At 56.9% G+C, this 23576-nt stretch carries 24 protein-coding genes; 9 read left to right on the forward strand and 15 right to left on the reverse strand.

Going from position 1 to position 23576, the window contains the following annotated elements; translation table 11 throughout:
• Nucleotides 1-9: 9 nt before the first annotated feature.
• The 3 genes from mhpC to ACZAHD_RS06590 are packed head-to-tail and all read right to left on the reverse strand — an operon-like array spanning nt 10 to nt 3504.
• Nucleotides 10-876 (reverse strand): 2-hydroxy-6-oxonona-2,4-dienedioate hydrolase, encoded by an 867-nt coding sequence (gene mhpC / locus ACZAHD_RS06580; protein ID WP_462456059.1) that lies wholly within the window; start codon nt 874-876, stop codon nt 10-12.
• A gap of 17 nt (nt 877-893) precedes the next feature.
• Nucleotides 894-1838: a 2,3-dihydroxyphenylpropionate/2,3-dihydroxicinnamic acid 1,2-dioxygenase gene (gene mhpB, locus ACZAHD_RS06585; RefSeq protein ID WP_462456060.1), complete on the reverse strand. Its 945-nt coding sequence runs from the start codon at nt 1836-1838 to the stop codon at nt 894-896.
• Between the two features lies 1 nt (nt 1839).
• Nucleotides 1840-3504 (reverse strand): bifunctional 3-(3-hydroxy-phenyl)propionate/3-hydroxycinnamic acid hydroxylase, encoded by a 1665-nt coding sequence (locus ACZAHD_RS06590; protein WP_462456061.1) that lies wholly within the window; start codon nt 3502-3504, stop codon nt 1840-1842.
• Nucleotides 3505-3692: 188 nt separating this feature from the next.
• On the opposite strand from ACZAHD_RS06590, the gene ACZAHD_RS06595 reads away from it, so the two are divergent.
• The 4 genes from ACZAHD_RS06595 to ACZAHD_RS06610 all read left to right on the forward strand — a co-directional run bounded on the left by ACZAHD_RS06595 (nt 3693) and on the right by ACZAHD_RS06610 (nt 7402).
• Nucleotides 3693-4499, forward strand: a complete 807-nt coding sequence (locus ACZAHD_RS06595; protein WP_462456085.1) for a DNA-binding transcriptional regulator — start codon at nt 3693-3695, stop codon at nt 4497-4499.
• A 98-nt stretch (nt 4500-4597) separates the two neighbouring features.
• Nucleotides 4598-5659 carry an ABC transporter substrate-binding protein gene (locus ACZAHD_RS06600; RefSeq protein WP_462456062.1) on the forward strand — a complete coding sequence of 354 codons (1062 nt, stop codon included), beginning with the start codon at nt 4598-4600 and terminating at the stop codon, nt 5657-5659.
• Nucleotides 5649-6653, forward strand: a complete 1005-nt coding sequence (locus tag ACZAHD_RS06605) for a FecCD family ABC transporter permease (protein WP_462456063.1) — start codon at nt 5649-5651, stop codon at nt 6651-6653. Before ACZAHD_RS06600 ends, ACZAHD_RS06605 begins: the two co-directional genes overlap by 11 nt.
• Nucleotides 6653-7402, forward strand: a complete 750-nt coding sequence (locus ACZAHD_RS06610; RefSeq protein ID WP_462456064.1) for an ABC transporter ATP-binding protein — start codon at nt 6653-6655, stop codon at nt 7400-7402. The genes ACZAHD_RS06605 and ACZAHD_RS06610 overlap by 1 nt, the downstream gene beginning before the upstream one ends.
• Here ACZAHD_RS06610 and ACZAHD_RS06615 read toward each other — a convergent pair.
• From ACZAHD_RS06615 to ACZAHD_RS06630, 4 genes are all read right to left on the reverse strand, one after another.
• Nucleotides 7386-8126 (reverse strand): substrate-binding domain-containing protein, encoded by a 741-nt coding sequence (locus ACZAHD_RS06615; RefSeq protein WP_462456065.1) that lies wholly within the window; start codon nt 8124-8126, stop codon nt 7386-7388. The two genes, ACZAHD_RS06610 and ACZAHD_RS06615, sit on opposite strands and share 17 nt — an antisense overlap.
• A 59-nt stretch (nt 8127-8185) precedes the next feature.
• Nucleotides 8186-9022: a shikimate dehydrogenase family protein gene (locus ACZAHD_RS06620; protein WP_462456066.1), complete on the reverse strand. Its 837-nt coding sequence runs from the start codon at nt 9020-9022 to the stop codon at nt 8186-8188.
• 11 nt (nt 9023-9033) lie between these two features.
• Complete coding sequence (locus tag ACZAHD_RS06625; protein ID WP_462456067.1) at nt 9034-10356, reverse strand: MFS transporter; 1323 nt, start codon at nt 10354-10356, stop codon at nt 9034-9036.
• A gap of 82 nt (nt 10357-10438) precedes the next feature.
• The gene (locus tag ACZAHD_RS06630; protein WP_462456068.1) at nt 10439-12292 is read right to left on the reverse strand and encodes a bifunctional sugar phosphate isomerase/epimerase/4-hydroxyphenylpyruvate dioxygenase family protein; all 1854 of its coding nucleotides are present in this window, start codon (nt 12290-12292) and stop codon (nt 10439-10441) included.
• A gap of 125 nt (nt 12293-12417) precedes the next feature.
• On the opposite strand from ACZAHD_RS06630, the gene ACZAHD_RS06635 reads away from it, so the two are divergent.
• Nucleotides 12418-13056, forward strand: coding sequence for a TetR family transcriptional regulator (locus ACZAHD_RS06635; RefSeq protein WP_462456069.1), 639 nt, complete (start codon nt 12418-12420; stop codon nt 13054-13056).
• A 25-nt stretch (nt 13057-13081) separates the two neighbouring features.
• Here the strand turns inward: ACZAHD_RS06635 and fumD are convergent, their stop codons facing one another.
• Complete coding sequence (gene fumD / locus ACZAHD_RS06640; protein WP_462456070.1) at nt 13082-13297, reverse strand: fumarate hydratase FumD; 216 nt, start codon at nt 13295-13297, stop codon at nt 13082-13084.
• A 212-nt stretch (nt 13298-13509) separates the two neighbouring features.
• Between fumD and ynhH the strand changes: the two genes are divergently transcribed.
• From ynhH to lpp, 3 genes are all read left to right on the forward strand, one after another.
• On the forward strand, nt 13510-13794 hold the full coding sequence (gene ynhH / locus ACZAHD_RS06645) for a protein YnhH (protein WP_462456086.1): 285 nt from the start codon (nt 13510-13512) through the stop codon (nt 13792-13794).
• A gap of 7 nt (nt 13795-13801) precedes the next feature.
• Nucleotides 13802-15214, forward strand: a complete 1413-nt coding sequence (gene pykF, locus ACZAHD_RS06650) for a pyruvate kinase PykF (RefSeq protein ID WP_462456071.1) — start codon at nt 13802-13804, stop codon at nt 15212-15214.
• A gap of 307 nt (nt 15215-15521) precedes the next feature.
• The gene (gene lpp, locus ACZAHD_RS06655) at nt 15522-15758 is read left to right on the forward strand and encodes a murein lipoprotein Lpp (protein ID WP_010430241.1); all 237 of its coding nucleotides are present in this window, start codon (nt 15522-15524) and stop codon (nt 15756-15758) included.
• Between the two features lie 70 nt (nt 15759-15828).
• On the opposite strand, the gene ldtE is transcribed toward lpp, so the two are convergent.
• From ldtE to sufA, 7 genes are all read right to left on the reverse strand, one after another.
• Nucleotides 15829-16827 carry a L,D-transpeptidase LdtE gene (ldtE, locus tag ACZAHD_RS06660; protein WP_462456072.1) on the reverse strand — a complete coding sequence of 333 codons (999 nt, stop codon included), beginning with the start codon at nt 16825-16827 and terminating at the stop codon, nt 15829-15831.
• A 98-nt stretch (nt 16828-16925) separates the two neighbouring features.
• Complete coding sequence (gene sufE / locus ACZAHD_RS06665; protein WP_462456073.1) at nt 16926-17342, reverse strand: cysteine desulfuration protein SufE; 417 nt, start codon at nt 17340-17342, stop codon at nt 16926-16928.
• Between the two features lie 11 nt (nt 17343-17353).
• Nucleotides 17354-18574, reverse strand: a complete 1221-nt coding sequence (gene sufS, locus ACZAHD_RS06670; protein WP_462456074.1) for a cysteine desulfurase SufS — start codon at nt 18572-18574, stop codon at nt 17354-17356.
• Complete coding sequence (gene sufD / locus ACZAHD_RS06675; RefSeq protein WP_462456075.1) at nt 18571-19845, reverse strand: Fe-S cluster assembly protein SufD; 1275 nt, start codon at nt 19843-19845, stop codon at nt 18571-18573. The genes sufS and sufD overlap by 4 nt, the downstream gene beginning before the upstream one ends.
• On the reverse strand, nt 19820-20566 hold the full coding sequence (gene sufC, locus ACZAHD_RS06680; RefSeq protein WP_462456076.1) for a Fe-S cluster assembly ATPase SufC: 747 nt from the start codon (nt 20564-20566) through the stop codon (nt 19820-19822). The genes sufD and sufC overlap by 26 nt, the downstream gene beginning before the upstream one ends.
• 31 nt (nt 20567-20597) lie before the next feature.
• Nucleotides 20598-22085, reverse strand: a complete 1488-nt coding sequence (sufB, locus tag ACZAHD_RS06685) for a Fe-S cluster assembly protein SufB (protein WP_462456077.1) — start codon at nt 22083-22085, stop codon at nt 20598-20600.
• A 2-nt stretch (nt 22086-22087) separates the two neighbouring features.
• Nucleotides 22088-22465: a Fe-S cluster assembly scaffold SufA gene (gene sufA, locus ACZAHD_RS06690; protein WP_462456078.1), complete on the reverse strand. Its 378-nt coding sequence runs from the start codon at nt 22463-22465 to the stop codon at nt 22088-22090.
• 767 nt (nt 22466-23232) lie between these two features.
• Here sufA and ACZAHD_RS06695 point away from each other — a divergent pair.
• Nucleotides 23233-23553, forward strand: a complete 321-nt coding sequence (locus ACZAHD_RS06695) for a hypothetical protein (RefSeq protein WP_462456079.1) — start codon at nt 23233-23235, stop codon at nt 23551-23553.
• Nucleotides 23554-23576 lie beyond the last annotated feature (23 nt).

Raw genomic sequence — 23576 nt, forward strand, 5'->3', positions numbered from 1 at the left:
CATGGTTCCTCAGTTCCGCGCCAGAAAATCGAGCACCAGTTGGTTGAAGCTCTCCGCGTGTTCCCATTGTGCCCAATGTCCGCAGTCGCGATAGATATGCAGTTCGGAACCGTTAATCCCCGCCAGCAGGCGCAGCCCGGCGTCCATCGGTACAAAACGATCGTTACGCCCCCAGACGATCAGGGTTTGGGCGCGGATTTCGCCGAGACGCGGGCTAAAATCCGGGAACTGTTTCGGGTTGGCTTCCAGACTTTTGACGAAGTTATCCAGATGATCCTGGCGCGCCAGCATATTGTTGAGGCGCGCTTCGAACAGGGCTTCGGTCAGATCTCGGGTGTCGAAGACAAAGATATTCATCATCTTCTTCAGGTTTTCGATAGTCGGTTCGCGGTACAGGCCATTCAGCAGCTTGATGCCTTCTGTCGGCATCGGCGTAAACAGGCTCATGCCGCCGGTCCCGCCGCCCATCAGCACCAGTTTGCCAACCCGTTCCGGCCAGCTCAGGGTGAAGGCCACCGCGCTGTGACCGCCCATCGAGTTGCCCAGCAGATGCACGTTGCTGATATCCAGCTGGTCAACGATGCTTTTCAGCACCCGGGCGTTGAGGTCGGAACGGGAGCCGCGATTGACGATAGAATCACTTTTCCCCCAGCCTGGACAGTCCAGTAGAATCACCCGATAACCCGCCTCGACCAGTGGGTCAATGTTGCGGCTAAAGTTGGCCCAGCCGGTAGCGCCGGGGCCGGAACCGTGCAGCAGGATCACGGTTTCATCCCCCTGGCCGCAGTCATTAAAATGGATACGTAGTGTTTCTCCGCCTTCTTCCACGTTGAGGAAACGGCTGGTGGCGGCTTCGGTTTGCGGTTGGTAGCTCATTATCTTCTCCCGTTAATTCAGTTCTGCGTAGCGGCGCTCAGCGAGCCAAATCCGGCAATCCACTCAGGGACAGGTCGGTAATAACGGCCTTCGCAGCGCCAACGGCCAAATGCGGATAGCGCGGCAAAGGCGGCCACCCAGGTTTTAATTTCGTGTGTTGATTTACCGGCCATTGCCGACAGTTCTTCGTTACTGACGGCATCCAGTTCCGCCAGTCGCCCCTGCTCCAGCAAGCTCATAAAACGGTTGTCCCAGACGGGATTGAGCGGATAGAGCGAGTTCTGGTCCTTGATAAACTGTTTCGCCGCGCTGATGACCCGCTGCTGGCGCAGTTCGCGCTCGTCCGGCGGCAGCTGTTTGCCGCTGCCCAGCAGCCGGTCGCGCATATGGGCATCGGCCTTCGCCAGCTCGGGTACCGGCGGCTGATGCGACAGCCCGCCGGAGCCAAGGATCAATACCCGCTGATTGAGGGTGGTGAGGAAGCGGCCAATGGCTTCGCCCAGCATGCGGGTGCGCTGAAAGCCCGGCAGCGGCGATGCAACGCCGTTGATAAACACCGGCAGAACCGGCAGCGTATCCAACCCACCGAGCAAGAACTCCAGCGGTTGTGCAAAGCCGTGATCCACCTGCATGCAGTAAGACACCGCCAGATCGATGCCGTCCTTCATCACCGCATGGGCGCAGGCCTCCGCCAGCGCCGTCGGCACCGGCAGAACACCACTGGCGCTGCTGAAATCACCGATAGAGGTCGCGCCGATGCCTAAACAGAACGGCGGCATCACATCGTAGAAAAAGCCGTTGTAGTGATCGGGGGCAAACAGCACCACCAGCTGCGGATCGAAGGCTGCAATCCGCGCCCGGGCTTCGGCGATCGTGCGGTTAACCTCGTCCAGTACCGCCTGTTCCGGGTCAACGTAGCCCACCAGCGGTGTATGCGAGAGACAATGTAGATAAGCGTTCATATCAAGCCACCTGTTCAACCGGCGCTGCGGCCTGCGCGGAGGCCAGCTGCATCTTGCTCGCCAACGCGTCGAGCTTAGCACCGAGGGTTTGCGGAATAGCCACCGTGGCCACAAAACGGTCCGGACGCACCACCGCCACGGCGGTCTGATGTTGTGCAAACCAGCTTTTCAGGCGATTTTGCGTATCGCCGATGCGGATGACGCCGGGCACGTTGTCCTGGTCGCAATGAATCTGTACCTCCGGCACCACCTGGATAAACCGTACCCCCACGGCATTCCAGCGGGTCATTTGCTCGTCGTTGAGCCCCCACAGCGGGTTGCATCCCCAGGCGATAATGGCGAAATTCGCGCCAATCACCTCATCCAGCAGTGTGACCTGCCCCCCCTCAAGTGTGACCTTCGGCTGGATAAACATTTTGCCTACCGGGGACGTTTTGCCTTCGCCTTCCGCCAGTAGCGCGCCATCGCGATACTGCGGCATTGGCTTAAAGCGCATTTCAAGGAAGTAGCGTTTAACCGGCGGCAGATAGTTGAGCAACCATGAGATACCGTCGCGTACCGCGCCATGCCAGCGCTTCGCCGGTGCCAGGACGTTACCGGCGGTCACCGACAGGTCAATCATCGCCCTGGCATGATCGCGCCGCTCCTGCTGATAGCTATCCAGCAGCGCTTCTCCGGCTTTGCCGTTCACGACCAGCGCCAGTTTCCACGCCAGGTTGAAGGCATCACGCATGCCACTGTTGTAACCTTGCCCCTGCCAGACCGGCATAATGTGCGCGGCGTCGCCCGCCAGCAGGATGCGCTCTGCGCGAAAACGTTCGGCGATGCGCGCGTTATGGGTGTAGACGCGCTGACGGATCAGCTCGACGTTATCCGGGTCCGGCAACACCTTGCTCAACAGCTGACGCATATTGTGCGGTTCGCTAAGCTGGGCCTCGGTTTCACCGGGCATCACCATAAATTCAAAGCGCCGCACTCCGTGCGGCAGCGCGGCGGAGACATACGGGCGCACCGGGTCGCAACACAGGTAGACGTGCGGGGTGGCGAGCGGGTCGTTAGCGATATCGATAACAATCCACTGATTCGGCGCGGTTTTACCTTCGAAGGGAATATTCAGCGTGCGGCGAATCAGGCTGGCTCCGCCGTCACAGGCCACCAGCCAGTCAGCGCGTACGGTTTCATGTTCACCGTCGCTGCCTTTGAGATTCAACGTGACATTGTCCCCATTTTGGCTAAAGGCTTCGACTTCACGGGAAAACAGGCAACGCACGTGGGGAAAGCGGCTAAGGCCTTCGTACAGTACCCCGTCAACCTGCGGCTGAATAAACGCATTACGCCGCGACCAGCCAAACTCATCGGTCATCGGCTGGATATCGGCGAAGCAGCGCCCTTTCGGCGTCAGAAAGCGCATCGCGTGCCACGGCGTGGTATGCGGGAGAACGTTGTCCACCAGCCCGATGCCCTGTATCGCGCGCAGTGATTCATCGTCGATACCGATGGCGCGCGGGTAATCAATCAGCGCGTCGAGCTTTTCGACAACCAGTACGCTGACGCCCATCTGACCAAGGTAGTTGGCCATCATCAGGCCGACCGGGCCCGCGCCGACGATAGCGACCTGGGCGGTGTGCTGTACAGCGGGTTGAATATCCGGATTCGATGTTGTCATTTCAGAACCTCACGACTCAGACAAGGTGTCGGGCGTGGCAAACTGACACCTGGCACCTTGTTAATTAGATGTGAATATTTTTTTATAGTGAGGTCAGTATAGGGTCGGCAGTATGCGCTACAATCAAAACATCACCGAATGTGCACCAGGTGCACATCATTGTTTATCTGGATATTTGTTGGGGTAATATGCGCGAAAACAGGCAGGCGGATTACAAAACAGTCCGCGGATTGAGCCGGGGGTTATTGTTACTTAATTTGTTAAATAAATTCGATGGCGGGGCCACGGTTGGCACGCTGGCTGAGTTTAGCGGCCTGCATCGCACCACCGTCAGACGGCTGCTGGAGACGCTACAGGAAGAGGGTTATGTTCGCCGCAGTCAATCTGATGACAGCTTCCGTTTAACCCTCAAAATCCGTCAGCTGAGTGAGGGATTTCGTGACGAACATTGGATTTCTGCCCTCGCCACACCGTTGCTGGGGGAGCTGTTGCGCGAAGTTCTGTGGCCGACGGATATCTCCACGCTGGATGTTGACGCCATGGTGGTACGTGAAACCACGCACCGCTTCAGCCGTCTGTCGTTTCATCGCGCGATGGTCGGCCGTCGGCTCCCGCTGCTGCTGACCGCCTCGGGACTCACCTGGCTGGCCTTCGCCGCAGATCATGAGCGCCAGGCGATGATCGAGCTCCTCGCAGCGCGTCCGGAAGAGGAGTATCAGCTGGCGCGGGAGCCGGAAAAGCTGGCGGCCATTCTTGAGCGCACCCGACGCCAGGGCTACGGCGAGAATTTTCGCGGCTGGCAGCAAGAGGAGAAAATCGCCTCCATCGCCGTGCCGATCCGCCGCCAGCAGCGGGTCATTGGCTGCCTGAATCTGGTTTATATGGCGAAAGCGATGAGTCTCGAGCAAGCGGCGCAGAAATATCTGGCGCCGTTACAAAAAGTGGCCACGCAGATCGAGTCAAGAATGACCGAAGAAGAGGTTTTTTACGAGTAAACTTGTCCTGAATGGGTAGACAGGCCGGTATGCATTGCTTCTGCCAACGCTATATATTTTAATATATAGCGATTCTTCTCACATAGCCGAGTCCTCTCATGTCAAAACGACCCCGTTGCTTACCGGGGCTGACGCTGGTCAGCGCCTGCCTGTTTGCCGGTCATGCCTTTGCCGACCGTACCGTCACCGACCAACTTGGCCGCGAGGTGACGCTTCCTGATCACATTACCCGCGCCGTCGTTCTCCAGCATCAGACCCTTAACTTGCTGGTGCAGCTTAATGCTGCCGATGAGATTGTCGGCGTGATGAGCAGTTGGAAAAAACAGCTCGGCCCGGCTTTCGCCCGCTTTATGCCGGGGATTGAACAGCTGCCGACGCCAGGAGATTTAACCCAGGTGAATATCGAAAGCCTGCTGGCGCTGCATCCGCAGGTGGTGTTTGTCGCCAACTATGCGCCGCAGGCGATGATTCAGCAGATTCAGAATGCCGGGATCCTGGTGGTGGCTATCTCATTACGCCAGGACGCCGCGGGTGAAAAAAACAAGATGAACCCGTCGATGGCCGACGAAGAGCAGGCTTATGACGAAGGGTTAAAGCAGGGTATTCGTCTGATTGGCGAGGTGGTCGATCGTAAAAACCAGGCGGAAACGCTGATTCGCGCCGCATTTGCGGCCCGTAAAGAGGCCAACGCGCCGGTCGCCGATATCCCCGACGATCAGCGAGTACGCGTCTATATGGCCAACCCGGATCTCAACACCTACGGCTCCGGCAAATACACCGGCCTGATGATGAAACATGCCGGCGCACTGAACGTCGCGGCGGCCTCGGTCAAGGGCGCACGCCAGGTATCACTGGAGCAAGTTTTACAGTGGGATCCGCAGGTGATCTTTGTCCAGGACCGTTATCCGCAGGTGGTCAAACAGATCGAATCCGACCCGCAATGGCAAGGAATTGATGCGGTCAAACACCACCGCGTCTGGCTGATGCCGGAGTATGCCAAAGCCTGGGGTTACCCGATGCCGGAAGCGTTGGCCCTCGGCGAACTGTGGATGGCCAAAAAGCTTTATCCTTCCCGCTATAACGGCGTGGATGTGGATGGCAAAGCGCAGGAATACTACCAGCGATTTTATCGCGTGAAGTGGACGCCGGATGCTCAGTAATCGTCACCCGGTGCTGTTGCAAGGCGGGCTGGCGCTGGCAACCTTGTTGATTGCTGTCGCCTCACTCTGCGCTGGCCAGTATCACCTGAGCCTGTGCGAAGTGTTCAGCCAACTGGGGCATCTGTCGCCCGCTGATGGCATAGCCGGGCAAATCGTCTGGTCGGTGCGCCTGCCGCGCGTGCTCATGGCGCTGCTGGCCGGCGGCGCGCTCGGTCTGTGTGGCGCCACGTTGCAGGGCGTGTTCCAGAACCCGCTGGTGGATCCCCATATCATTGGCGTCACCTCCGGCTCCGCGTTTGGCGGCACGCTGGCTATCCTGCTGGGGATGGACAACGTGCTGATGATGACCTCCACTTTCGGTTTTGGCCTGCTGGCCTTAATGCTGGTGTACCTGATTGCGGCGCTGCAGGGGCGGGAGAACACGCTGGTGCTGATTCTTTCCGGGATCATTCTCAGCGGTTTTTTCGCCGCTCTCGTCAGCCTGATGCAATATCTGGCCGACACCGAAGAGACGCTGCCGAATATCGTCTTCTGGTTGCTGGGCAGCTTCGCCACCGCCAACTGGCACAAAGTGGCGCTGATGGCGCTGCCGATACTGGTCAGCACCGCGCTGCTGATCGCGCTGCGCTGGCGGATTAACCTGCTGGCGCTGGAGGAGAAAGACGCGCGCGGGCTCGGCGTCTCAGTTACCGCGCTACGCCGCGGCGTGCTGTTATGCTGCGCGGTGCTGGTGGCCGCCCAGGTGGCGGTCAGCGGCAGCATCGCCTGGGTGGGGCTGGTGATCCCGCACCTGGCGCGACTGCTGGTCGGCGCCGACCACCGCCGTCTGCTGCCCACCGCCTTCTGGCTCGGCGGCGGATTTATGATCGCGGTCGACGATCTGGCCCGCTCGCTGACCCAAGCGGAGATCCCCGTCGGCATTATTACCGCGTTGCTCGGCGCTCCGCTGTTCAGCGGGCTGCTGATCCACGCATGTCGTCGGGGAGCGGTCTGATGACCATGTCGCTTCGCCTGTCAGCACTGCGCTACGGCCACCGTCAGCCGCTCTTCCAACCGCTCAGTCTGCAGTGCCTGTCCGGCGAAACCTGGGCGGTGCTCGGTGCCAACGGGCGCGGGAAAAGCACCCTGCTCGACACCCTCAGCGGTGTGCTGCCGCCGCTTGGCGGGAGTGTCCACAGTGAAGGCGGCATCGCGATTGTGCCGCAATCGTTCCGCCCGGCCTTCAACTGGCAGGTACGTGAGGTGGTGTTGATGGGCCGCGCCCGGCAGGTCAATCTGTTTGCCCAACCGGACATTGAGGATGAGCGACGGGTCGAGGAGGCTTTACGTCAGTTGAGCATTGCCGATCTCGCAAACCGCGCGTTTCGTTCACTCTCCGGTGGCCAGCAACAGCTGGTACTGATTGCCCGTGCGTTGGTAGGCGCCAGCCAGAATATTCTGCTCGATGAGCCCTGCTCGGCGCTGGACCTTTGCAATCAGCAGGTGGTGCTGCAGCTTATCAGCGACCTGGCCCATCGCCAGTCGCGCACCGTGATGTTCACCACTCATGACCCCACCCATGCCCTGCAGATCGCCAGCCATACGCTGCTGCTGTTGCCCGACGGCGAGTGGCTGGCGGGACGCTCCGGGGATGTGCTGAGCGAGGCTCATCTGCAACGGGCTTACGGCCTGGTGGTGCATAAAATTGAACACCCCGGTTCAGATATACCGCTGCTGGCGCCGCAGTTTACGATTCGGCGTTAGCCGGCAAAAAACCCGTAGCCTGCAGAGAGTGCTGGCCTTCAGCGCCGAGAATGAAGCGACACAGCCGCTGTGCCCCGGCGCTCTCGTCGAGCGTCGTCAGCAGGTAATCGGCCTGGATATTCCACGGCGACGGAATCGCTACCGTCCGCAGATCGTTAGCCATGACCATCTGACTGGCGTAATGCGCATAGCCGATAAACAGGTCGGTTAACCCTTCGCGGATAAGCCAGGCTCCCGCCGTCTCGCCAGGCGGGACGCTGAGTGACTGCCGTCCCCCGACCAGCGGCTGAGCACGGGCCATCATGGCGCTGCCGACGCCGGGGAAGCGGGCTTCAATCCGCTCAAATAGTTGCCAGGCATAGTCGCCGGAAGGGTCGCAGCCCGGCGTTGATGTTGCCAGACGCAGCCGCGGGTTAGTGAGGAGCGCGAGCCAGTCGGCCATCTCATCGGAGACGGCGCGACGGGCAGTCAACATCAGTTGATTGCGGGCAAACAAATGACATTCCCCCGCTCTCCCGGCCTGGCGCAACGCCTGGGGATGCTGACGGTTGGCAGAGGCGAATACCGAACACGCCGCCCCGGCTTCAATTTGCTCACGCAGCAAACCTGCGGGACCAAAATGGGCCTCGACCAGAATACCGGTACGCTGATGGAAACGTGCCAGCAGCGGGATAAAAGCCCCTTTCAGGCTCCCCGCCGCCAGCAGCACGACTGCGGTGGTCATCGTGATTACTCGCTAAACACCCGGAAACAGAGCGATATAGTAACCTCACCACCGCCGATTCAGTAGCGAATTTCCGCCAGCTCGCGCAGCTGTTCCGGGGTCGCTACCGGCAGGTTGAAGAAACGCAGATAGGCTGGGATCATTTCAAACAACATGTCAGTGCCGCGCTGAACCGGACAACCGCGCGCCTCCGCGGCCTGCAGCAGCGGCGTAACGGCCTGAGTCATCACCACTTCCCCCACCCAGGTGCCGGGCGTCAAGCGCTGAGGGTCCAGCGGCAGCGGATCCCCCGCCTTCATCCCCAGCGGCGTGGCGTTCACCACCAGATCGTGCCCCTGCGGATCGCGCTGCATCAGGCTGATATCCAGCAGCGGATAGTGTTGCCGCAGACGGCTCGCCAGCGCATGCGCAGCATCGGCACGGCTATCGTAAAGCGTAAGTGCGCGCACCCCAGCCGCTGCCAGTGAAGCGGCGATCGCCGACCCCACACCGCCACAGCCGACCACCAGCGCCCGCGCGCCCTCAGGCTGAAAGCCTTTACGCCGGATGCCGAGCACAAAACCGTCGCCATCAAACATATCGCCGCTCAGCGTGCCGTCGGCCTCGCGGCGGATGGCGTTGCAGGCGCCGGCGATAGTCGCCGTGGGGCTGAGGCGCTGCACCAGCCCGCAGGTGGCAATCTTGTGCGGCATCGTGACCAGCGCACCGATAATGTTGGTCAGCGTAAACAGCGCCGGAACCACCGTCGCCAGCGCCTCCGGCTTCACCCCTGTGGGCACCACTTTGACATCCACCTGCTGTCGGGCGAACCACGGGTTATAGATCATCGGCGCCTTAAAGCCGCCGGTCGGATAGCCCAGATGCGCGATCAGCTGCGTATTGCCACTAATTATCATCCTCTGCTCCTTTACTGCGATAGTTCGATGCGTTTGACATCGCCAAGAATAAACACATACGCCACGACACCAAGCATCGCCGCGCCGCCGACATAGATCAGCGCATAGAAGAAGTCGCCGGAAGCCGCGACGATAAAGCCAATCACCAGCGGCGTGAGGATCCCCGCAAGGTTAGTGCAGAAGTTAAACAGGCCACCGGTCAGACCGCCCAGCCCTTTCGGTGCGATATCGGAGATCAACGTCCAGCCCAGGCCGACCATTCCCTGACCAAAGAAGGCGAATGACATCATCAGAATCACCGCCAGATCGCTGCTCAGCCAGTTGGCGGAAATAATGCTGCTGGCCATCAGCAGACCGGCGACGATCGGCAGCTTACGCGCGATGTTGGCCGAGCCGGTGGCTTTCAGCAGCTTGTCGGAGATCCAGCCGCCGAACATCACGCCGCCAGCAGCAGCAAGGAACGGCAGAATGGCGAAGAATCCCACCTTCAGCCACGGCATATGACGCACGGTGGCCAGATAGGTCGGGAACCAGGTGAGGAAAAACACCAGCACCGTATTTCCGGCAAACTGGCCGATGCTGGCGCCCAGAATTTGCCGTTTCCCCACCAGCTGACGCACCAGCGGCCAGCTGAAAGCTGTTTGTTGGTCCCTCGCCGTCACGAGGCCGCCACCGTTGACAATATGGTCTCGCTCCTGCTGGCTGAGGTGCTTGTCTTCATGCGGTTCGCGGTAGCAGCGCCACCACACCAGCGCAAACAGCACGCCGACAGCGCCGACGCTGATAAACAGCGCCCGCCAGCCGAAACTGCCCATAATCCAGAACAGCAGCGGTGAGAAGCAGGCCAGCCCGAGGTACTCCCCGACGGTATAGACTGCCGTTGCCTTAGCCCTCTCCTGTTGCGGGAACCACGCGCTAACCACCCGGCTGTTTACCGGGAAACAGGGCGCCTCGCTGACTCCCAGCCCAAAGCGGCACAGCAGCAGGGTTTTCAGCCCTATTGCCATGCCGTGAAACAACGTAAACAGCGACCACAGCGCCAGCGCCAGGCAGTAGGTCACTTTGTTGCCGAAACGGTCGAGGAACAGGCCGCCGGGAATCTGCGCCAGCGCGTAGGTCCAGGCGAAGGCGGAAAAGACGATCCCCATCACCGCCGGATCAATCCCCAGTTCGGAAGTTAAACTGGGGGCCGCGATCCCCAGCACAGTCCGGTCGAGGTAGTTAATCATCGTGCCGATAGCCAGCAGCGCAAGAATTCCAATCCGCCGCCGGGATCGCGGCACGGCGGTTGCAGCTTGTGCCGCTGCCGTGTGGTTATAGCTGTACGCGTTCATAGTCGTTTTCCTGTCATAGGGTGCAGATGAATGTTGTTATTGTATTGACGATGTTGTACTCAACGAACCATTTGATACATTACTAACTGTATTGCATCGCCGACAGACGAACGGCGGCATTGGCCGCACCGTACAGGGCATAGCCATCGCGTCTTTCGGTCAATTCGAAGAAAAAGCGCCCCGCCGAGAACGGACGGGTATAGAGGTGGAAGAACTCCCCGCCGCGCGGATCGCGGTCATAGAGAATGTGCAGACGTTGCAGCGTCGCTACGTCCACCGACTCGCCATAGCGCGCCAGCAGATCATCATAGTAATTAGCCGGAATCGGCAGCGCGTGAGCGCAGGCCTGCGGCAGGTCGTCAAGGGTCCCCGCCAGGTGACGGCAGGCAAAAGCCGCGTGCTGCAAACCCGCGCCCTGGTAGCAGGCCACCGACCGGGCAATCTGCGTGGCGCGGCTCTGGGAGATATTCAACGCCAGGCGAATATTGCCCTGTGGGCTGTGAACCGCCAGACTGCGCACCAGACCATATGGGTCCGGCAGCGTCTGTTCATGTTCGAGGGTGAAACCGAAGACGGTGCGGAAAAAGATAATCCAGTTATCACGACTCTCCGCCTCCATCCCCAGCGCCAGATGATCGATGCCGCTGTAGTCATCGCGTAGCGCCGGCGCATCATGCAGATGAAAATCGCGGGTGTAGATATCGTCACCGGCTTCGATTAAATAGATCAGGCTGCCATCGGGGGCGCAAATGGCCGGAATCGGGCTTTCATTAGGCCCGGCATCGCCTTGCCAGGTGGCGTAGCCATAAGCGCGGGCGCGCTCAACAATCGCCGCACTGCGGCTGACGCACAGTGCCATCGCACACAGCGAGACCCCGTGGCGCTGGTGAAAATGGTCGGCCCAACTGTGCGGCTGGTAGTTCACAATCGCTCGCGCGCCACCGTTGCGCCACAGCGCCACCTGTTTCGAACGGTGGCAGCCTTCCTGACAGAACCCCAACTGCGACAGACGCTGGCCGAGGGCCTGCGCTTCCGATGGGCTGGCGGCAAATTCGATAAATTCCAGTCCGAGATAGTCCGGCAGTGTCGCGGCGTGAAACAGCGACGTACCGCTGCCTTCCAGCCGTTGGCGGGTCTGCTCTTCCAGCCATTGTAGCGAGCGGTAGCCATCTTTCGCCGTTGCGCCGTTCGGCGAAGCGCGGAAGCCGTCATTAAAAATCTCCAGCGACCACGGGCCGCGGTAACCGCAGCGGGTCAGGTCGCGGGCAAAGTCCACCAGCGGCAGCTGTCCTTGCCCTGGAAAACAGCGGAAATGGCGGCTCCATTCGAGGACATCCATCTTCATCAGCGGCGCATCCGCCAGCTGCAGGAAGGTGATTTTGTTCACCGGAACTTCATGCAACCGCCGTAAATTATCGCCGCGAGCCAGAATATGAAAGCTATCCAGGACAATCCCCAACGCCGGGCTGTTCACGCTTTTCACCCGTTCCCAGGCCTGATACCAGCGGTTGACGTGTGTTCCCCAGGCCAGCGCTTCGTAGCCGATGACGATCTTTTCCTGCTCTGCCAGCGCGGCGAGCGCGGCGAGATCCGCGACCTGCAGCGCAACATCGGCGGAACAGTCCGGCTGCACATTGCTGCACAGGAGCAATGTGTCGCAGCCCAGCTCATGCATCAGCGCGAATTTCCACTTCGCCCGTTCCATATTCGCCGCGAACTGGCTACGGCTGGCGCCTTCAAAATCGCGAAAGGGTTGAAAAAGCGTGATTTTTAGCCCTAAATCAGCCGCCAGATTGCGAATATCCGCCGGCGTGCCGGTATAATAAAGCAGATCGTTTTCAAAGATTTCGACGCCTTGATAACCCGCAGCCGCAATAGCATGGAGCTTTTCGGGCAAGGTGCCGGAAATCGAAACGGTGGCAATGGAGCGCAGCATAGGTCCTCGTGTCATCAACAGACGTGAGCCCTGAATATGAATCATTTGGTTCACTTGTGCCACGCAAGGTTGCTAATTTGTGATCATTATGTGTATTTTTTGTCTCTCGGAAAAAAGGAGTGGTTATGTCTGTCGTGGCTCATGATGAAGCGCAGTCCCTGAAGAAGCGGATTTTCACCGCCGCAATCGTCGTCTTTGCCGAACACGGGCTGTCCGGGGCGCGCATGGAACAAATTGCCACCGAGGCGCAGACAACCAAACGCATGGTGGTTTACTACTTCAAAACGAAGGAGCTGCTGTACCAGGAGGTACTGCAGCATGTCTATGCGCGCATTCGCGAAACCGAACAGCAGCTCGGGCTGGAACAGCTTCCGCCGGTTGAAGCGCTAGTGCAACTGGTGCGCTGGAGTGTGCGTTATCACGCCACCCATGCAGACTTTATGCGGGTAATTTGCATGGAGAATATGCAGCGCGGTAAATGGTTGCAGTCATCAGGGCAGTTGAAACCGCTGAACCGAACCGCCCTGTCGATTCTGCAGGATATTCTGCAACGCGGGCAGCAGCAGGGTATTTTTCAGGAAGGTCTACAGGCGCGGGACGTCCACCGGCTGATCAGCAGCTTTAGCTTTTATCAGGTGTCGAACTTTTACACCTTCAACAGTCTCTTCCTCGACGACCCGCTACCGGCTATCGACGATACAGAGATGGTCGCCCACCACTGCGATATTGCGGTGAAAGCGGTATTGCGTTTTGTGATTTCCTGAGCCTGTGCAATCCACAGCAGGAAGGCTAATCGTGACCAGACAAGGCGTGGATCACCTTCGCCATCGCTTCTTTGGTCAGTTCTGAGCGGGTGATTTTCGGGTTGGCCAGCGAGGTACGCACCACCCCGGCAATCACGATATGTTTTGGCTCTTGACCGAGATCGCGCATTTCAAGCACCACTTTACCTACCACCCGGCACATTTCCTGGTACAACTCGTCGTCTCTGGCTTTATTTCCCATTCTTTACGGCTCACAAATTATCATTATCAATCAAATCATTATTGATATGTTTTCGTGATAAATCAAACCAGCGCACTCTTTTTACACCAGAGCGCTATTTCCAGGGGATAACCGCGAGTAAATCGGCACAATAGGGGGGGTTATTGCTGGCGACTGATGAAAAAATATGTTGCGAAGAAGATTTGAAATGGTTTGGGTTTTGTTACATTTTTATGGGAGATAATGAAACGTCGTTTTCATTTTCCTTTTTTGTTTCGGCGGCGTATAATGCCCCCGATTCTTTCTTGAATGGTTTCAGCGCATTGGACTGCACAACTAAACGCATAAAATACTGCCTCTTTTCATGGGCTGAACCGCCAGCACACTTTCTTCTGCACGCTCTTTTGTTGTCACCTATTCTTAGAGCGTGGCAGAGCAACTTTCGCAATACAGGTTTGACTCCATGGCCGTGCGCCTACGGAGCGAGATTTCCATATCCTTCACAACTTAAAGACTAAAACTTTCATGAAAAAGACCAAAATTGTTTGCACCATCGGTCCGAAAACCGAATCCGAAGAGATGCTGTCCAAAATGCTGGACGCGGGCATGAACGTCATGCGTCTGAACTTCTCTCACGGTGACTATGCAGAACACGGTCAACGCATCAAGAACCTGCGTAACGTGCTGAGCAAAACCGGTAAGACAGCGGCTATCCTGCTGGATACTAAAGGTCCGGAAATTCGTACCATCAAGCTGGAAGGCGGCAATGACGTCTCCCTGAAAGCGGGTCAGACATTCACCTTCACCACCGATAAATCCGTCGTCGGCAATAACGAAATCGTCGCCGTAACCTATGAAGGTTTCACTGCCGACCTGTCCGTCGGCAACACCGTTCTGGTTGACGATGGTTTGATCGGCATGGAAGTCACTGCCATCGAAGGTAAGAACGTCATCTGTAAAGTGCTGAACAACGGCGACCTGGGCGAAAACAAAGGTGTTAACCTGCCGGGCGTATCTATTGCTCTGCCGGCGCTGGCTGAAAAAGATAAGCAGGACCTGATCTTTGGTTGCGAGCAAGGTGTTGATTTTGTTGCTGCTTCCTTTATCCGTAAGCGTTCTGACGTGGTCGAAATCCGCGAGCATCTGAAAGCCCACGGCGGCGAAAACATCCAGATCATCTCCAAAATTGAAAACCAGGAAGGCCTGAACAACTTCGACGAGATTCTCGAAGCGTCTGACGGCATCATGGTTGCTCGTGGCGACATGGGCGTTGAAATCCCGGTTGAAGAAGTTATCTTCGCCCAGAAAATGATCATCGAAAAATGTATCCGTGCGCGTAAAGTGGTTATCACCGCAACGCAGATGCTGGATTCCATGATCAAAAACCCGCGTCCGACCCGCGCAGAAGCCGGCGACGTAGCGAACGCCATCCTCGACGGTACCGATGCGGTAATGCTGTCTGGCGAATCCGCCAAAGGGAAATACCCGCTGGAAGCTGTCACCATCATGGCCACCATCTGCGAACGTACCGATCGCGTGATGACCAGCCGTCTGGATTTCAACAACGACAACCGTAAACTGCGGATCACCGAAGCCGTGTGTCGTGGTGCGGTCGAAACGGCAGAAAAACTGGAAGCTCCGCTGATTGTTGTCGCAACCCAGGGCGGTAAATCTGCGCGCGCCGTGCGTAAATACTTCCCGGATGCCACTATCCTGGCGTTGACCACCAATGAAACCACCGCCCGCCAGCTGGTGCTGACCAAAGGCGTGGTGCCGCTGCTGGTTGACCAGCTCTCCTCCACCGATGATTTCTACATCCTGGGCAAAGAACTGGCGCTGCAGAGCGGACTGGCGCGTAAAGGCGACGTGGTTGTCATGGTCTCTGGCGCATTGGTCCCGAGCGGAACCACCAATACGGCATCCGTGCACGTGCTGTAATCATTTACAGGTTAATTCGTTTTAAAAAGCGCCTCTCGCAGGCGCTTTTTTTTATTCATTCAATAGCTACTCTTAATAAAAATGCAAATCGGAATTTACTATTTAATAAGAGATTATCTAAGATGAATCCGATGGAAGCGTGCTGTTTTCACAAAGATTTTTAAACTAATCCGCCAGATTCGATGTTTCTTTGAGCGAACGATCAAAAATAAGCGTATTACCGTAAAAAAATATTCTCATCCCAAAAAAGTTTGTGTAATACTTGTAACGCTACATGGAGATTAACTCAATCTAGAGGGTATTAATAATGAATCGTACTAAACTGGTACTGGGCGCGGTAATCCTGGGTTCTACTCTGCTGGCTGGTTGCTCCAGCAATGCTAAAATCGATCAACTGTCTTCTGACGTTCAGACTCTGAACGCTAAAGTTGACCAGCTGAGCAACGACGTGAACGCAATCCGTTCTGACGTCCAGGCTGCTAAAGACGACGCAGCACGCGCTAACCAGCGTCTGGACAACCAGGCTACTAAATACCGTAAGTAATAGTACCTGTGTAATAAAAATGGCGCACACTGTGCGCCATTTTTTTGTCCGCTCTTCCCTTGCCCCCGCACTACTGCACTCTTTTCGCTTCGTCCACCGGTGCATTCTGCACAGACATCGTCGTCAGCGCTCCGCTGTTCGCCGCCTCGTTGCCTGCAGAGATCACCACCGGATAGCCCGCGCGTCGGGACAGCGCTTTCTTAAGCTGCGCATCGTCTACGGCCTTATCTCCGGCAAACTGATGGAAGGCCGCTGGCAGCGTGTACGGAAGCGTACGAGTATTGCCCGCTTCATCCTGCGTCAGAGGCCGATGAACTTCGACATAGCGCTTACCGTCCGGCTCAATCGCAAATTTCACCGGCTGGTTGATAACGCGCACCGGCGTCCCCGTTTTTACCTGACTGAACAGCGCCTGGATGTCCGCGGCGTTCATCCGCATACAGCCCGAACTGACCCGCAGGCCAACGCTATCCGGGGCACTGGTACCATGGATAAGGTATTCGCCGTTGCCATACGCCAGACGCAGCGCATAGCGCCCTAACGGGTTATTTGGCCCCGCCGGCACCACTGGCGGCAACTTGATACCTTTCTCCAGCGAACGCGCACGGATGCCCGCTGTCGGCGTCCAGGTCGGATTGGGGATCTTCTGCCCGACGCGCGTGATCATCTCCGGCGTCTCCAGACCTTGCTGACCAATACCCAACGGATAAACCTGAACCAGGTTCTGTCCCGGTGGGAAGTAGTACAGCCGCAGTTCCGCCAGGTTCACGACAATACCTTCCCGAGGAACATCCGGCAGCAGCATCTGTGAGGGAATTAATACCTCAGTCCCGGGTTTGGGTTCCACTGGCGCAAGAGTGTCGTTGGCTTCGAGAATCAGCATCGCCGCCGTATCGAAATGGCGGGCAATCGCCTGCAGATTGCGATCCCCTTCCTGTACCGTCCACCATTGATTCTGGCCAATGAGCCGACTGTTAGCCGGGGGAAGTGGGTAATCTACCGCCCAGGCGCCGTGTAAGACGCTGAGAGCTGTCAGAAGGGCTACGGTGATAAGAGACGCGCGTTTCATACTGAGATTCCTTCTTTCGCTGATAAAACGCCAGGATCTGCTGTCAGGCAGGCATCACATCCGGCCTGACGTAACAGAATGAAATCTACCTGTTTATTCTAGCTAAGATTTTCAGCTTTCGCGCGAATTGCACGAATCATGGCTTCCAGGCCCTGAGATCGTGACGGGGTAAGATGCTGGGTGAGCGCCATTTTTTCAAACCACGGTCGGACATCAAAATCGGTGATATCTTTGGCCGTCATCTGGTTATAAAGGATAAAGACCACGGCAATAAGCCCTTTGACGATCGCCGCATCGCTATCGCCGCGCAACGATAGCCCCCCGCCTTCCCCTTGTTCTACCACGATCCACACCTGGCTCTGGCAGCCCTGAATAATATTTTGCGCAGTATGCTCCTCGTCACTCAGCGGTGCCAGCCGCTGGCCGAGTTCGATAATATAGAGGTACTTCTCTTCCCAGTTCGCGCAACGACTAAAGTTGCGCAGCAATTTGTCTTTATCCGGTAATGCCGCCATGATTGCTTCCTTTAACCCAATAGCGTGTGGATACGCTGCAGCCCTGCGACCAGGCGATCCACCTCTTCCGTGGTATTGTACATCGCTAACGAAGCCCGACACATGGCCGGTACGTTGTAAAATGCCATCAGCGGCATCGCGCAATGGTGACCGGTGCGTATGGCAATACCGTAATTATCCAGGAAGCTGCCCACGTCGTAGGCATGATGCGTGCCAAGATTAAAGGCGATCACCCCCAGACGCTCGTCAGAGCCATACAGGGTCAAATCAGGCACCGCCTTCAGCGCCTGCAAGGCATAACGCATTAGCGTCTGCTCATATTCGCCAATCTGCGCCAGCCCCAGTGAGCTGACGTACTCCAGCGCGGCGCCAAGGCCGATAATCCCGCCGGTATTCGGGGTGCCTGCTTCGAAGCGCCACGGCGCTTTCGCCCATGTCGTCCCTTCGGTCAGGCTGACGCTGGCGATCATTGACCCTCCCCCCTCCCACGGCGGCATCGCCTGCAACAACGCCGCTTTGACATACAGAATGCCAATCCCGGTCGGGCCGTACAGCTTATGCCCGGAGAAAACATAAAAATCGCAGTCCAGCGCTTGCACATCCACCGCATGGTGCATCACCGCCTGCGCCCCGTCCACCAGCACTTTTGCCCCATGCTGCCGGGCAAGCGCAATCAAGGCCGCCAGCGGGTTTTCCGTCCCCAGTACGTTGGATACCTGGGTAATGGCCAGCAGGCGGGTCCGTTCATCAAACAGCGCCGGAATGGCATCCAGCTGCAGAGTGCCGTCCGGAGTGAGCGGTATAACCCGCAGTTCTGCCCCCACCCGGGCGCAGAGCATCTGCCAGGGAACGATATTCGCGTGATGCTCCATGGCGCTGATGATGATGTTATCGCCGGCGCCGACGTTCACGTTCCCCCAACTGTTGGCCACCAGATTAATGCCTTCGGTGGTCCCACGGACGAACACCAACTCTTCCGCTGAGCGGGCATTCAGGAACTTCGCCGCCTGCTGGCGCACCTGTTCCATCCGCGCCGTCGCCTCTGCGCTCAGCGTATGAATACCGCGATGGACGGCGGCATAGCCGTGGCGATAAAACTCCGCCTCAGCGCGAATCACCACCTCTGGTTTTTGCGCGCTGGCGGCACTGTCGAGATAGACCAGCGGTTGACCGTTGACCTCCCGGCTAAACAACGGAAAATCCGCGCGTATCCGTTCAACAGAAAATGTCATGCTTTTTCTCCCGGTAGACGTTGACCAATTCGCGCCAGAATCTGCGCCCTGAGCGCGTCATCGCCAATCGCTTCCGTCAACTCGGCGGCGAAAGCGTACAGGATCATATGCTGTGCCGCCTGGTGGGTAATGCCGCGCGAACGGAGATAGAACAGCTGTTCATTGTCAATGCGCCCGATGGTGGCGCCGTGGCTACACTTGACGTCGTCGGCATAAATTTCCAGCTGCGGCCGGGTATCCACTTCCGCCAGACGCCCCAACAGCAAATTATTGTTCGTCATCTGACCATCGGTTTTAATCGCGTGCTTCGCGACATTAATCAGACCGTTAAACACCGCCCGCCCTTTATCGCTGACGATGGTTTTATGCAACTGGCGGCTATTACAGTAGCCAACGCGATGATCGAGCCAGGTTCGGCTGTCACAGACCTCATTGTTGACCGGCATCGCCAGGGAGTTGATCCGCAGGGTGCCGTTCTCCCCCAGCAGTTGGGTGCTGGTGTGGTGGCGCAATACCGCACCGCCGAGCAAAAAGCTGCTGCTGAAGGCCGAAGCATCACGTCCCAGCAAGAGATCGTTGTGGGCAAAGTGGTTGCTCTGCGCATTTTCAAATGCCAGTTTGATATGCTGCAGATGGGCATTATCCGCCACCGACATCGTCAGACGCGCGCCGGTAAAGTGGCGCTGTTCATCCAGGCTCAGATAGTGCTCGATAATCGTGGCCCCGGCGCCGGTTTCCAGTTCAAGATGATGGCGATAGTGGGCAGTGTTCACCTCGTCGCCCGTCCCCCCACGCGTTACATGCATGAGCAGCAGCGGCCTGGACGGCCGCTGATGACGTTTTACGCGGATTCGGGTCACGGTCTGTGCAAGGCTCTCCGTGAGATGCAGGAAAACTTCCGGCTGCACCGGGTCAGGCAACCCCTGCCGATCGGCCTCCACGCTGACGTCGTAACCGCTGTCGGCCAGGTTGTCGCTTAACGTCTCGCTGAGCAACCCATCGATGAAGACCAGCCGCCATGCGTCCACCGACAGCGCCCGGAGATCCCGCTCTGTCGCCGTTAAAGTACCCGGCTGAAGCGCGACAAACCTGCCTTTGCTCAGCGTATCCAGCGGCGTATATTTCCAGTCTTCATGTTTGCGCGTCGGCAGACCGAGGCGCAGTACCTGCTGGAGATGCTGGCGGGCTTCGGGCGTTCGCCGCTCTCCCAGCGCCTCAAACAGATGATGCCACTGCTGCAACGCGTTACTGCTGTTCGGTAAGCCAGCCATAGCCCTGCTCCTCCAGTTGTTTGACAAGGGTAAAATCGCCGGATTTGACGATTCGCCCCTGATAGAGCACATGGACGTAATCAGGCTTGATATAGTCGAGAATACGCTGATAGTGGGTAACGATAATAAATGCGCGCTTGCCGTCGCGTAACGCATTAACGCCATCAGAGACGATCTTCAGGGCGTCGATATCCAGCCCAGAATCCGATTCATCAAGAATGCACAGGTCCGGCTCCAGCACGGCCATTTGCAGGATATCGTTGCGCTTCTTTTCACCGCCGGAGAAGCCCACGTTCACCGAACGAGTCAGTAAATCTTCCGGCATCTTCAGCAGTTTAATTTTCTCTTCCATGAGATCCTGAAAGTCGAAACGGTCTAACTCATCCTGGCCGCGATAGCCACGGACCGAGTTGAGTGCCGTTTGCAGGAAAAACTGGTTGCTGACGCCAGGAATCTCGACCGGGTATTGGAAGGCCATAAAAATGCCTTCGCCAGCGCGGTCTTCTGGCGCGAGGCTGAGCAAATCTTTACCTTTAAAATCCACGCTACCGCCGACCACCTCATAGTCTTCACGTCCGGCCAGCGTCGCAGAAAGGGTACTTTTACCGGAGCCGTTCGGCCCCATAATGGCGTGCACTTCGCCAGGACGGATTTCCAGATTTAATCCGCGCAGGATCTCTTTGTCTTCAACGGCGACCTGCAAATTTTTGATACTTAACATCTCGTTTCCCTTAATTCGTAAAGCCTGGCGCTTAGCCGACGCTGTGTTCCAGACTGATAGCCAGCAGTTTTTGCGCTTCGACGGCAAACTCCAGCGGCAGTTCTGAGAAGACATCTTTACAGAAGCCGTTGACAATCATCGAGATAGCATTGTCTTCGCTGATGCCACGCTGCAGACAGTAGAACAACTGGTCTTCGCCGATCCGCGAGGTGGTGGCTTCATGCTCCAGCTGCGCGCTGTCGTTGCGACACTCCACGTACGGGAAAGTATGCGCCCCGCAGTCCGGCCCAATCAGCATCGAGTCACATTGGGTGAAATTACGCGCATTGGTGGCGGTCGGCATAATTTTGACCAACCCACGGTAGCTGTTCTGGCTTTTCCCGGCGGAAATCCCTTTCGAGATAATCGTCGAACGGGTGTTTTTGCCGATGTGGATCATCTTGGTGCCGGTGTCTGCCTGCTGATGCCCGCTGGTCAACGCCACGGAGAAAAATTCGCCGATGGAGTTATCGCCGCGCAGAATGCAGCTCGGATACTTCCAGGTGATGGCGGACCCCGTTTCTGACTGCGTCCATGACATCTTGCTGTTTTCGCCTTCGCACAGCGCGCGTTTGGTGACAAAGTTCAAAATCCCGCCGGTGTTGTTATCTCCGGGGAACCAGTTTTGCACCGTGGAATATTTCACCTCGGCGTCTTTGTGAATAATCACCTCGACCACCGCCGCATGCAGTTGGTAGCTGTCCCGCACCGGGGCGGAACACCCTTCGATATAGCTGACGTAGCTGCCTTCATCAGCCACCAGAATGGTGCGTTCGAACTGGCCGGTTTTTTCGGCATTAATGCGGAAATAGGTCGACAGTTCCATCGGGCAACGCACCCCTTTTGGTACGTAGATAAAGGTGCCGTCAGAGGCCACCGCCGCATTCAGGGCGGCAAAAAAGTTGTCATTTCCCGGCACCACGGTGCCGAGATATTGCTTCACCAGCTCCGGGTGATCGTGGATCGCTTCACCAAACGAACAGAAGATAATCCCCTGTTCCGCCAGTTTTTCCCGGTAGGTTGTCGCGACCGAAACGGAGTCGAAAATCGCGTCAACCGCGACTTCGCGCCCTTCGCGTACCGGCACACCCAGCAGGTTAAAAGCCTCTTCGACTTCCTGAGTCAGATAGGCGCCGGGTCCGGTTTGCTGCACGGCGCCTGGCTCTGAAGCGCAGGTATCATCGCAGTTGCCGCAGGACGGCGCCGAATAATAGCTGTAATCCTGGTAGTTGAGCTTTTCATAGTGCGCTTTCAACCAGTGTGGCTCTTCCATCTCCAGCCAGGCGTGGTACGCATTTAGACGGAACGCGAGCATCCACTCAGGCTCATTCCGGCGGGCGGAAATGGCGCGCACCACCTCTTCGTTGATGCCTTTCGCCAGCTCGTCGGTCTTTAAGCGGGTAAAAAAGCCTTCTTTATAATTGAGCGGCCCGTCGGACCAGGTTTTGACATCGTCAGTTGCTTCAGTATTACGAGACATAGTTACTCCGCCTGAACCCCAAAGCTTTCGCCGCAGCCACATTCATGCTGCGCTTTCGGGTTATGAAACTTAAAGATTTCATTTAATCCTTCCCGAACATAATCCAGCTCCGTTCCGTCAATAAACGGCATGGCCTGCAGCGGCGCCCACAGTTTCGCCCCGTCGAGCTCAAACAGCAGGTCGTCTTCTGCCGGCTCGGCAATCAGCTCGAGTACGTAAGCAAAACCGGCGCAGCCGCTGGTTTTTACCCCCAGACGCAGCCCCTGCTTGTCGGGCTGTTGACTCACCAGGCCGCGAACATGAGCGGCTGCCGCAGAGGTCATCGTCAGACCACGCCAGCTAAATTCATCGGGATTGAAGGTTCCTGTCTCTAATTCCATCGCTCTACCTCATTGGTTAGCGCCATAAGGGCATACGACCATGTTAATGATAACGATTATCACTTCAACCCAGCCGGAGAAGGGATATTCCCCTTGCACACCCTTTTATCTCGCTTTTTATAAGCATAGACCCTCGTCTGCAGGTTATCAGGCGACTATTTTGTAATTTAATATATTGATAAATAATAAGTTATTTAGCTTTTTGTGGAGAGATGACGGGCAATGAGAAAGGTGCATCGGAAATACCTATTTTTGAAATCGAAAACAGTCCATTCAACATGATGAGCACTGACAGTCAAATCAATAGCTTGTTCTATGTGCCATTCGACGACAAGGCGCCATTTGAGCTGTTCTTTTAGAATTATCTATAAGTATCCTTCTGGATGGCTATTTGTTATCTGGTAAAGCCGAGCGGTTATCATGTTAAATTCGGACAAAAACCAGGAATAAAGGTTTTTTCTCTACCGGTAAATTGATGTACAATTCCTGCTTAAATTTCCTACAGTTTTCGGCCCTGAGTCGGAGGCAGTGCTTACCTGGAGTTTGTCTGTACAGGATGATAGATATCAGTATTATGTCGATGTGCATGGTGGTACTGCTGGTGATGAGCGTATTGCTGAACTAGGCCAGCCCCTCCCACTGCTTCCCACATCGGAGCTTCACATTCGTTATGAAATGAGGAGTTTTAGAGGATTCGCCCCCAGTGGGATTGTTCATCAATTACGTTGCCTCTAAGATTCCAGCCATATTCCAGCGAGGTAACGAAGATGAAAAGAACAATCATTGCTCTGTTAGCCACCGTGTCAATTGTTGCAGCCAGCGCATTTGCGGCAGATAAAAATGACGACCCTGTTCCCGCCGGAAATCAGGCTGGACAGCCGATGATGGATATGCCGCCAGGACGTGGCCCAATGCCCATGCACCTACCGCCACCATTCCCTCCGGGAAAACCGGTATTATTCTCAGCAACGGTTGCCACCGATACCCCGGCAGAGACTATTACTAAGCTGGCCGCGCTGATTCCGACAAGTAGCGCTAAACATTACGAAGTACGCGTGGAAGTCGTTCCCGTACCCGATCTGCCCTGAGTTATCCCGGCACCATATGCCGG

Source organism: Raoultella sp. (assembly GCF_039594335.1).
Classification (GTDB): Bacteria; Pseudomonadota; Gammaproteobacteria; order Enterobacterales; family Enterobacteriaceae; genus Klebsiella.

What these genes read in the sequence shown, in the direction of transcription:
- ACZAHD_RS06695 (WP_462456079.1), top strand. Translation starts at nt 23,233, where the DNA reads ATGAAAAGAACAATCATTGCTCTGTTAGCCACCGTGTCAATTGTTGCA.
- mhpC (WP_462456059.1), bottom strand. Translation starts at nt 876, where the DNA reads ATGAGCTACCAACCGCAAACCGAAGCCGCCACCAGCCGTTTCCTCAAC.
- ACZAHD_RS06615 (WP_462456065.1), bottom strand. Translation starts at nt 8,126, where the DNA reads ATGACCACCGCAGTCGTGCTGCTGGCGGCGGGGAGCCTGAAAGGGGCT.
- ACZAHD_RS06625 (WP_462456067.1), bottom strand. Translation starts at nt 10,356, where the DNA reads ATGAACGCGTACAGCTATAACCACACGGCAGCGGCACAAGCTGCAACC.
- mhpB (WP_462456060.1), bottom strand. Translation starts at nt 1,838, where the DNA reads ATGAACGCTTATCTACATTGTCTCTCGCATACACCGCTGGTGGGCTAC.
- pykF (WP_462456071.1), top strand. Translation starts at nt 13,802, where the DNA reads ATGAAAAAGACCAAAATTGTTTGCACCATCGGTCCGAAAACCGAATCC.
- ACZAHD_RS06620 (WP_462456066.1), bottom strand. Translation starts at nt 9,022, where the DNA reads ATGATAATTAGTGGCAATACGCAGCTGATCGCGCATCTGGGCTATCCG.
- fumD (WP_462456070.1), bottom strand. Translation starts at nt 13,297, where the DNA reads ATGGGAAATAAAGCCAGAGACGACGAGTTGTACCAGGAAATGTGCCGG.
- sufD (WP_462456075.1), bottom strand. Translation starts at nt 19,845, where the DNA reads ATGGCTGGCTTACCGAACAGCAGTAACGCGTTGCAGCAGTGGCATCAT.
- ACZAHD_RS06605 (WP_462456063.1), top strand. Translation starts at nt 5,649, where the DNA reads ATGCTCAGTAATCGTCACCCGGTGCTGTTGCAAGGCGGGCTGGCGCTG.
- sufC (WP_462456076.1), bottom strand. Translation starts at nt 20,566, where the DNA reads ATGTTAAGTATCAAAAATTTGCAGGTCGCCGTTGAAGACAAAGAGATC.
- sufS (WP_462456074.1), bottom strand. Translation starts at nt 18,574, where the DNA reads ATGACATTTTCTGTTGAACGGATACGCGCGGATTTTCCGTTGTTTAGC.
- lpp (WP_010430241.1), top strand. Translation starts at nt 15,522, where the DNA reads ATGAATCGTACTAAACTGGTACTGGGCGCGGTAATCCTGGGTTCTACT.
- ACZAHD_RS06590 (WP_462456061.1), bottom strand. Translation starts at nt 3,504, where the DNA reads ATGACAACATCGAATCCGGATATTCAACCCGCTGTACAGCACACCGCC.
- ACZAHD_RS06600 (WP_462456062.1), top strand. Translation starts at nt 4,598, where the DNA reads ATGTCAAAACGACCCCGTTGCTTACCGGGGCTGACGCTGGTCAGCGCC.
- sufB (WP_462456077.1), bottom strand. Translation starts at nt 22,085, where the DNA reads ATGTCTCGTAATACTGAAGCAACTGACGATGTCAAAACCTGGTCCGAC.
- ACZAHD_RS06635 (WP_462456069.1), top strand. Translation starts at nt 12,418, where the DNA reads ATGTCTGTCGTGGCTCATGATGAAGCGCAGTCCCTGAAGAAGCGGATT.
- ynhH (WP_462456086.1), top strand. Translation starts at nt 13,510, where the DNA reads ATGGGAGATAATGAAACGTCGTTTTCATTTTCCTTTTTTGTTTCGGCG.
- sufA (WP_462456078.1), bottom strand. Translation starts at nt 22,465, where the DNA reads ATGGAATTAGAGACAGGAACCTTCAATCCCGATGAATTTAGCTGGCGT.
- sufE (WP_462456073.1), bottom strand. Translation starts at nt 17,342, where the DNA reads ATGGCGGCATTACCGGATAAAGACAAATTGCTGCGCAACTTTAGTCGT.
- ACZAHD_RS06595 (WP_462456085.1), top strand. Translation starts at nt 3,693, where the DNA reads ATGCGCGAAAACAGGCAGGCGGATTACAAAACAGTCCGCGGATTGAGC.
- ldtE (WP_462456072.1), bottom strand. Translation starts at nt 16,827, where the DNA reads ATGAAACGCGCGTCTCTTATCACCGTAGCCCTTCTGACAGCTCTCAGC.
- ACZAHD_RS06610 (WP_462456064.1), top strand. Translation starts at nt 6,653, where the DNA reads ATGACCATGTCGCTTCGCCTGTCAGCACTGCGCTACGGCCACCGTCAG.
- ACZAHD_RS06630 (WP_462456068.1), bottom strand. Translation starts at nt 12,292, where the DNA reads ATGCTGCGCTCCATTGCCACCGTTTCGATTTCCGGCACCTTGCCCGAA.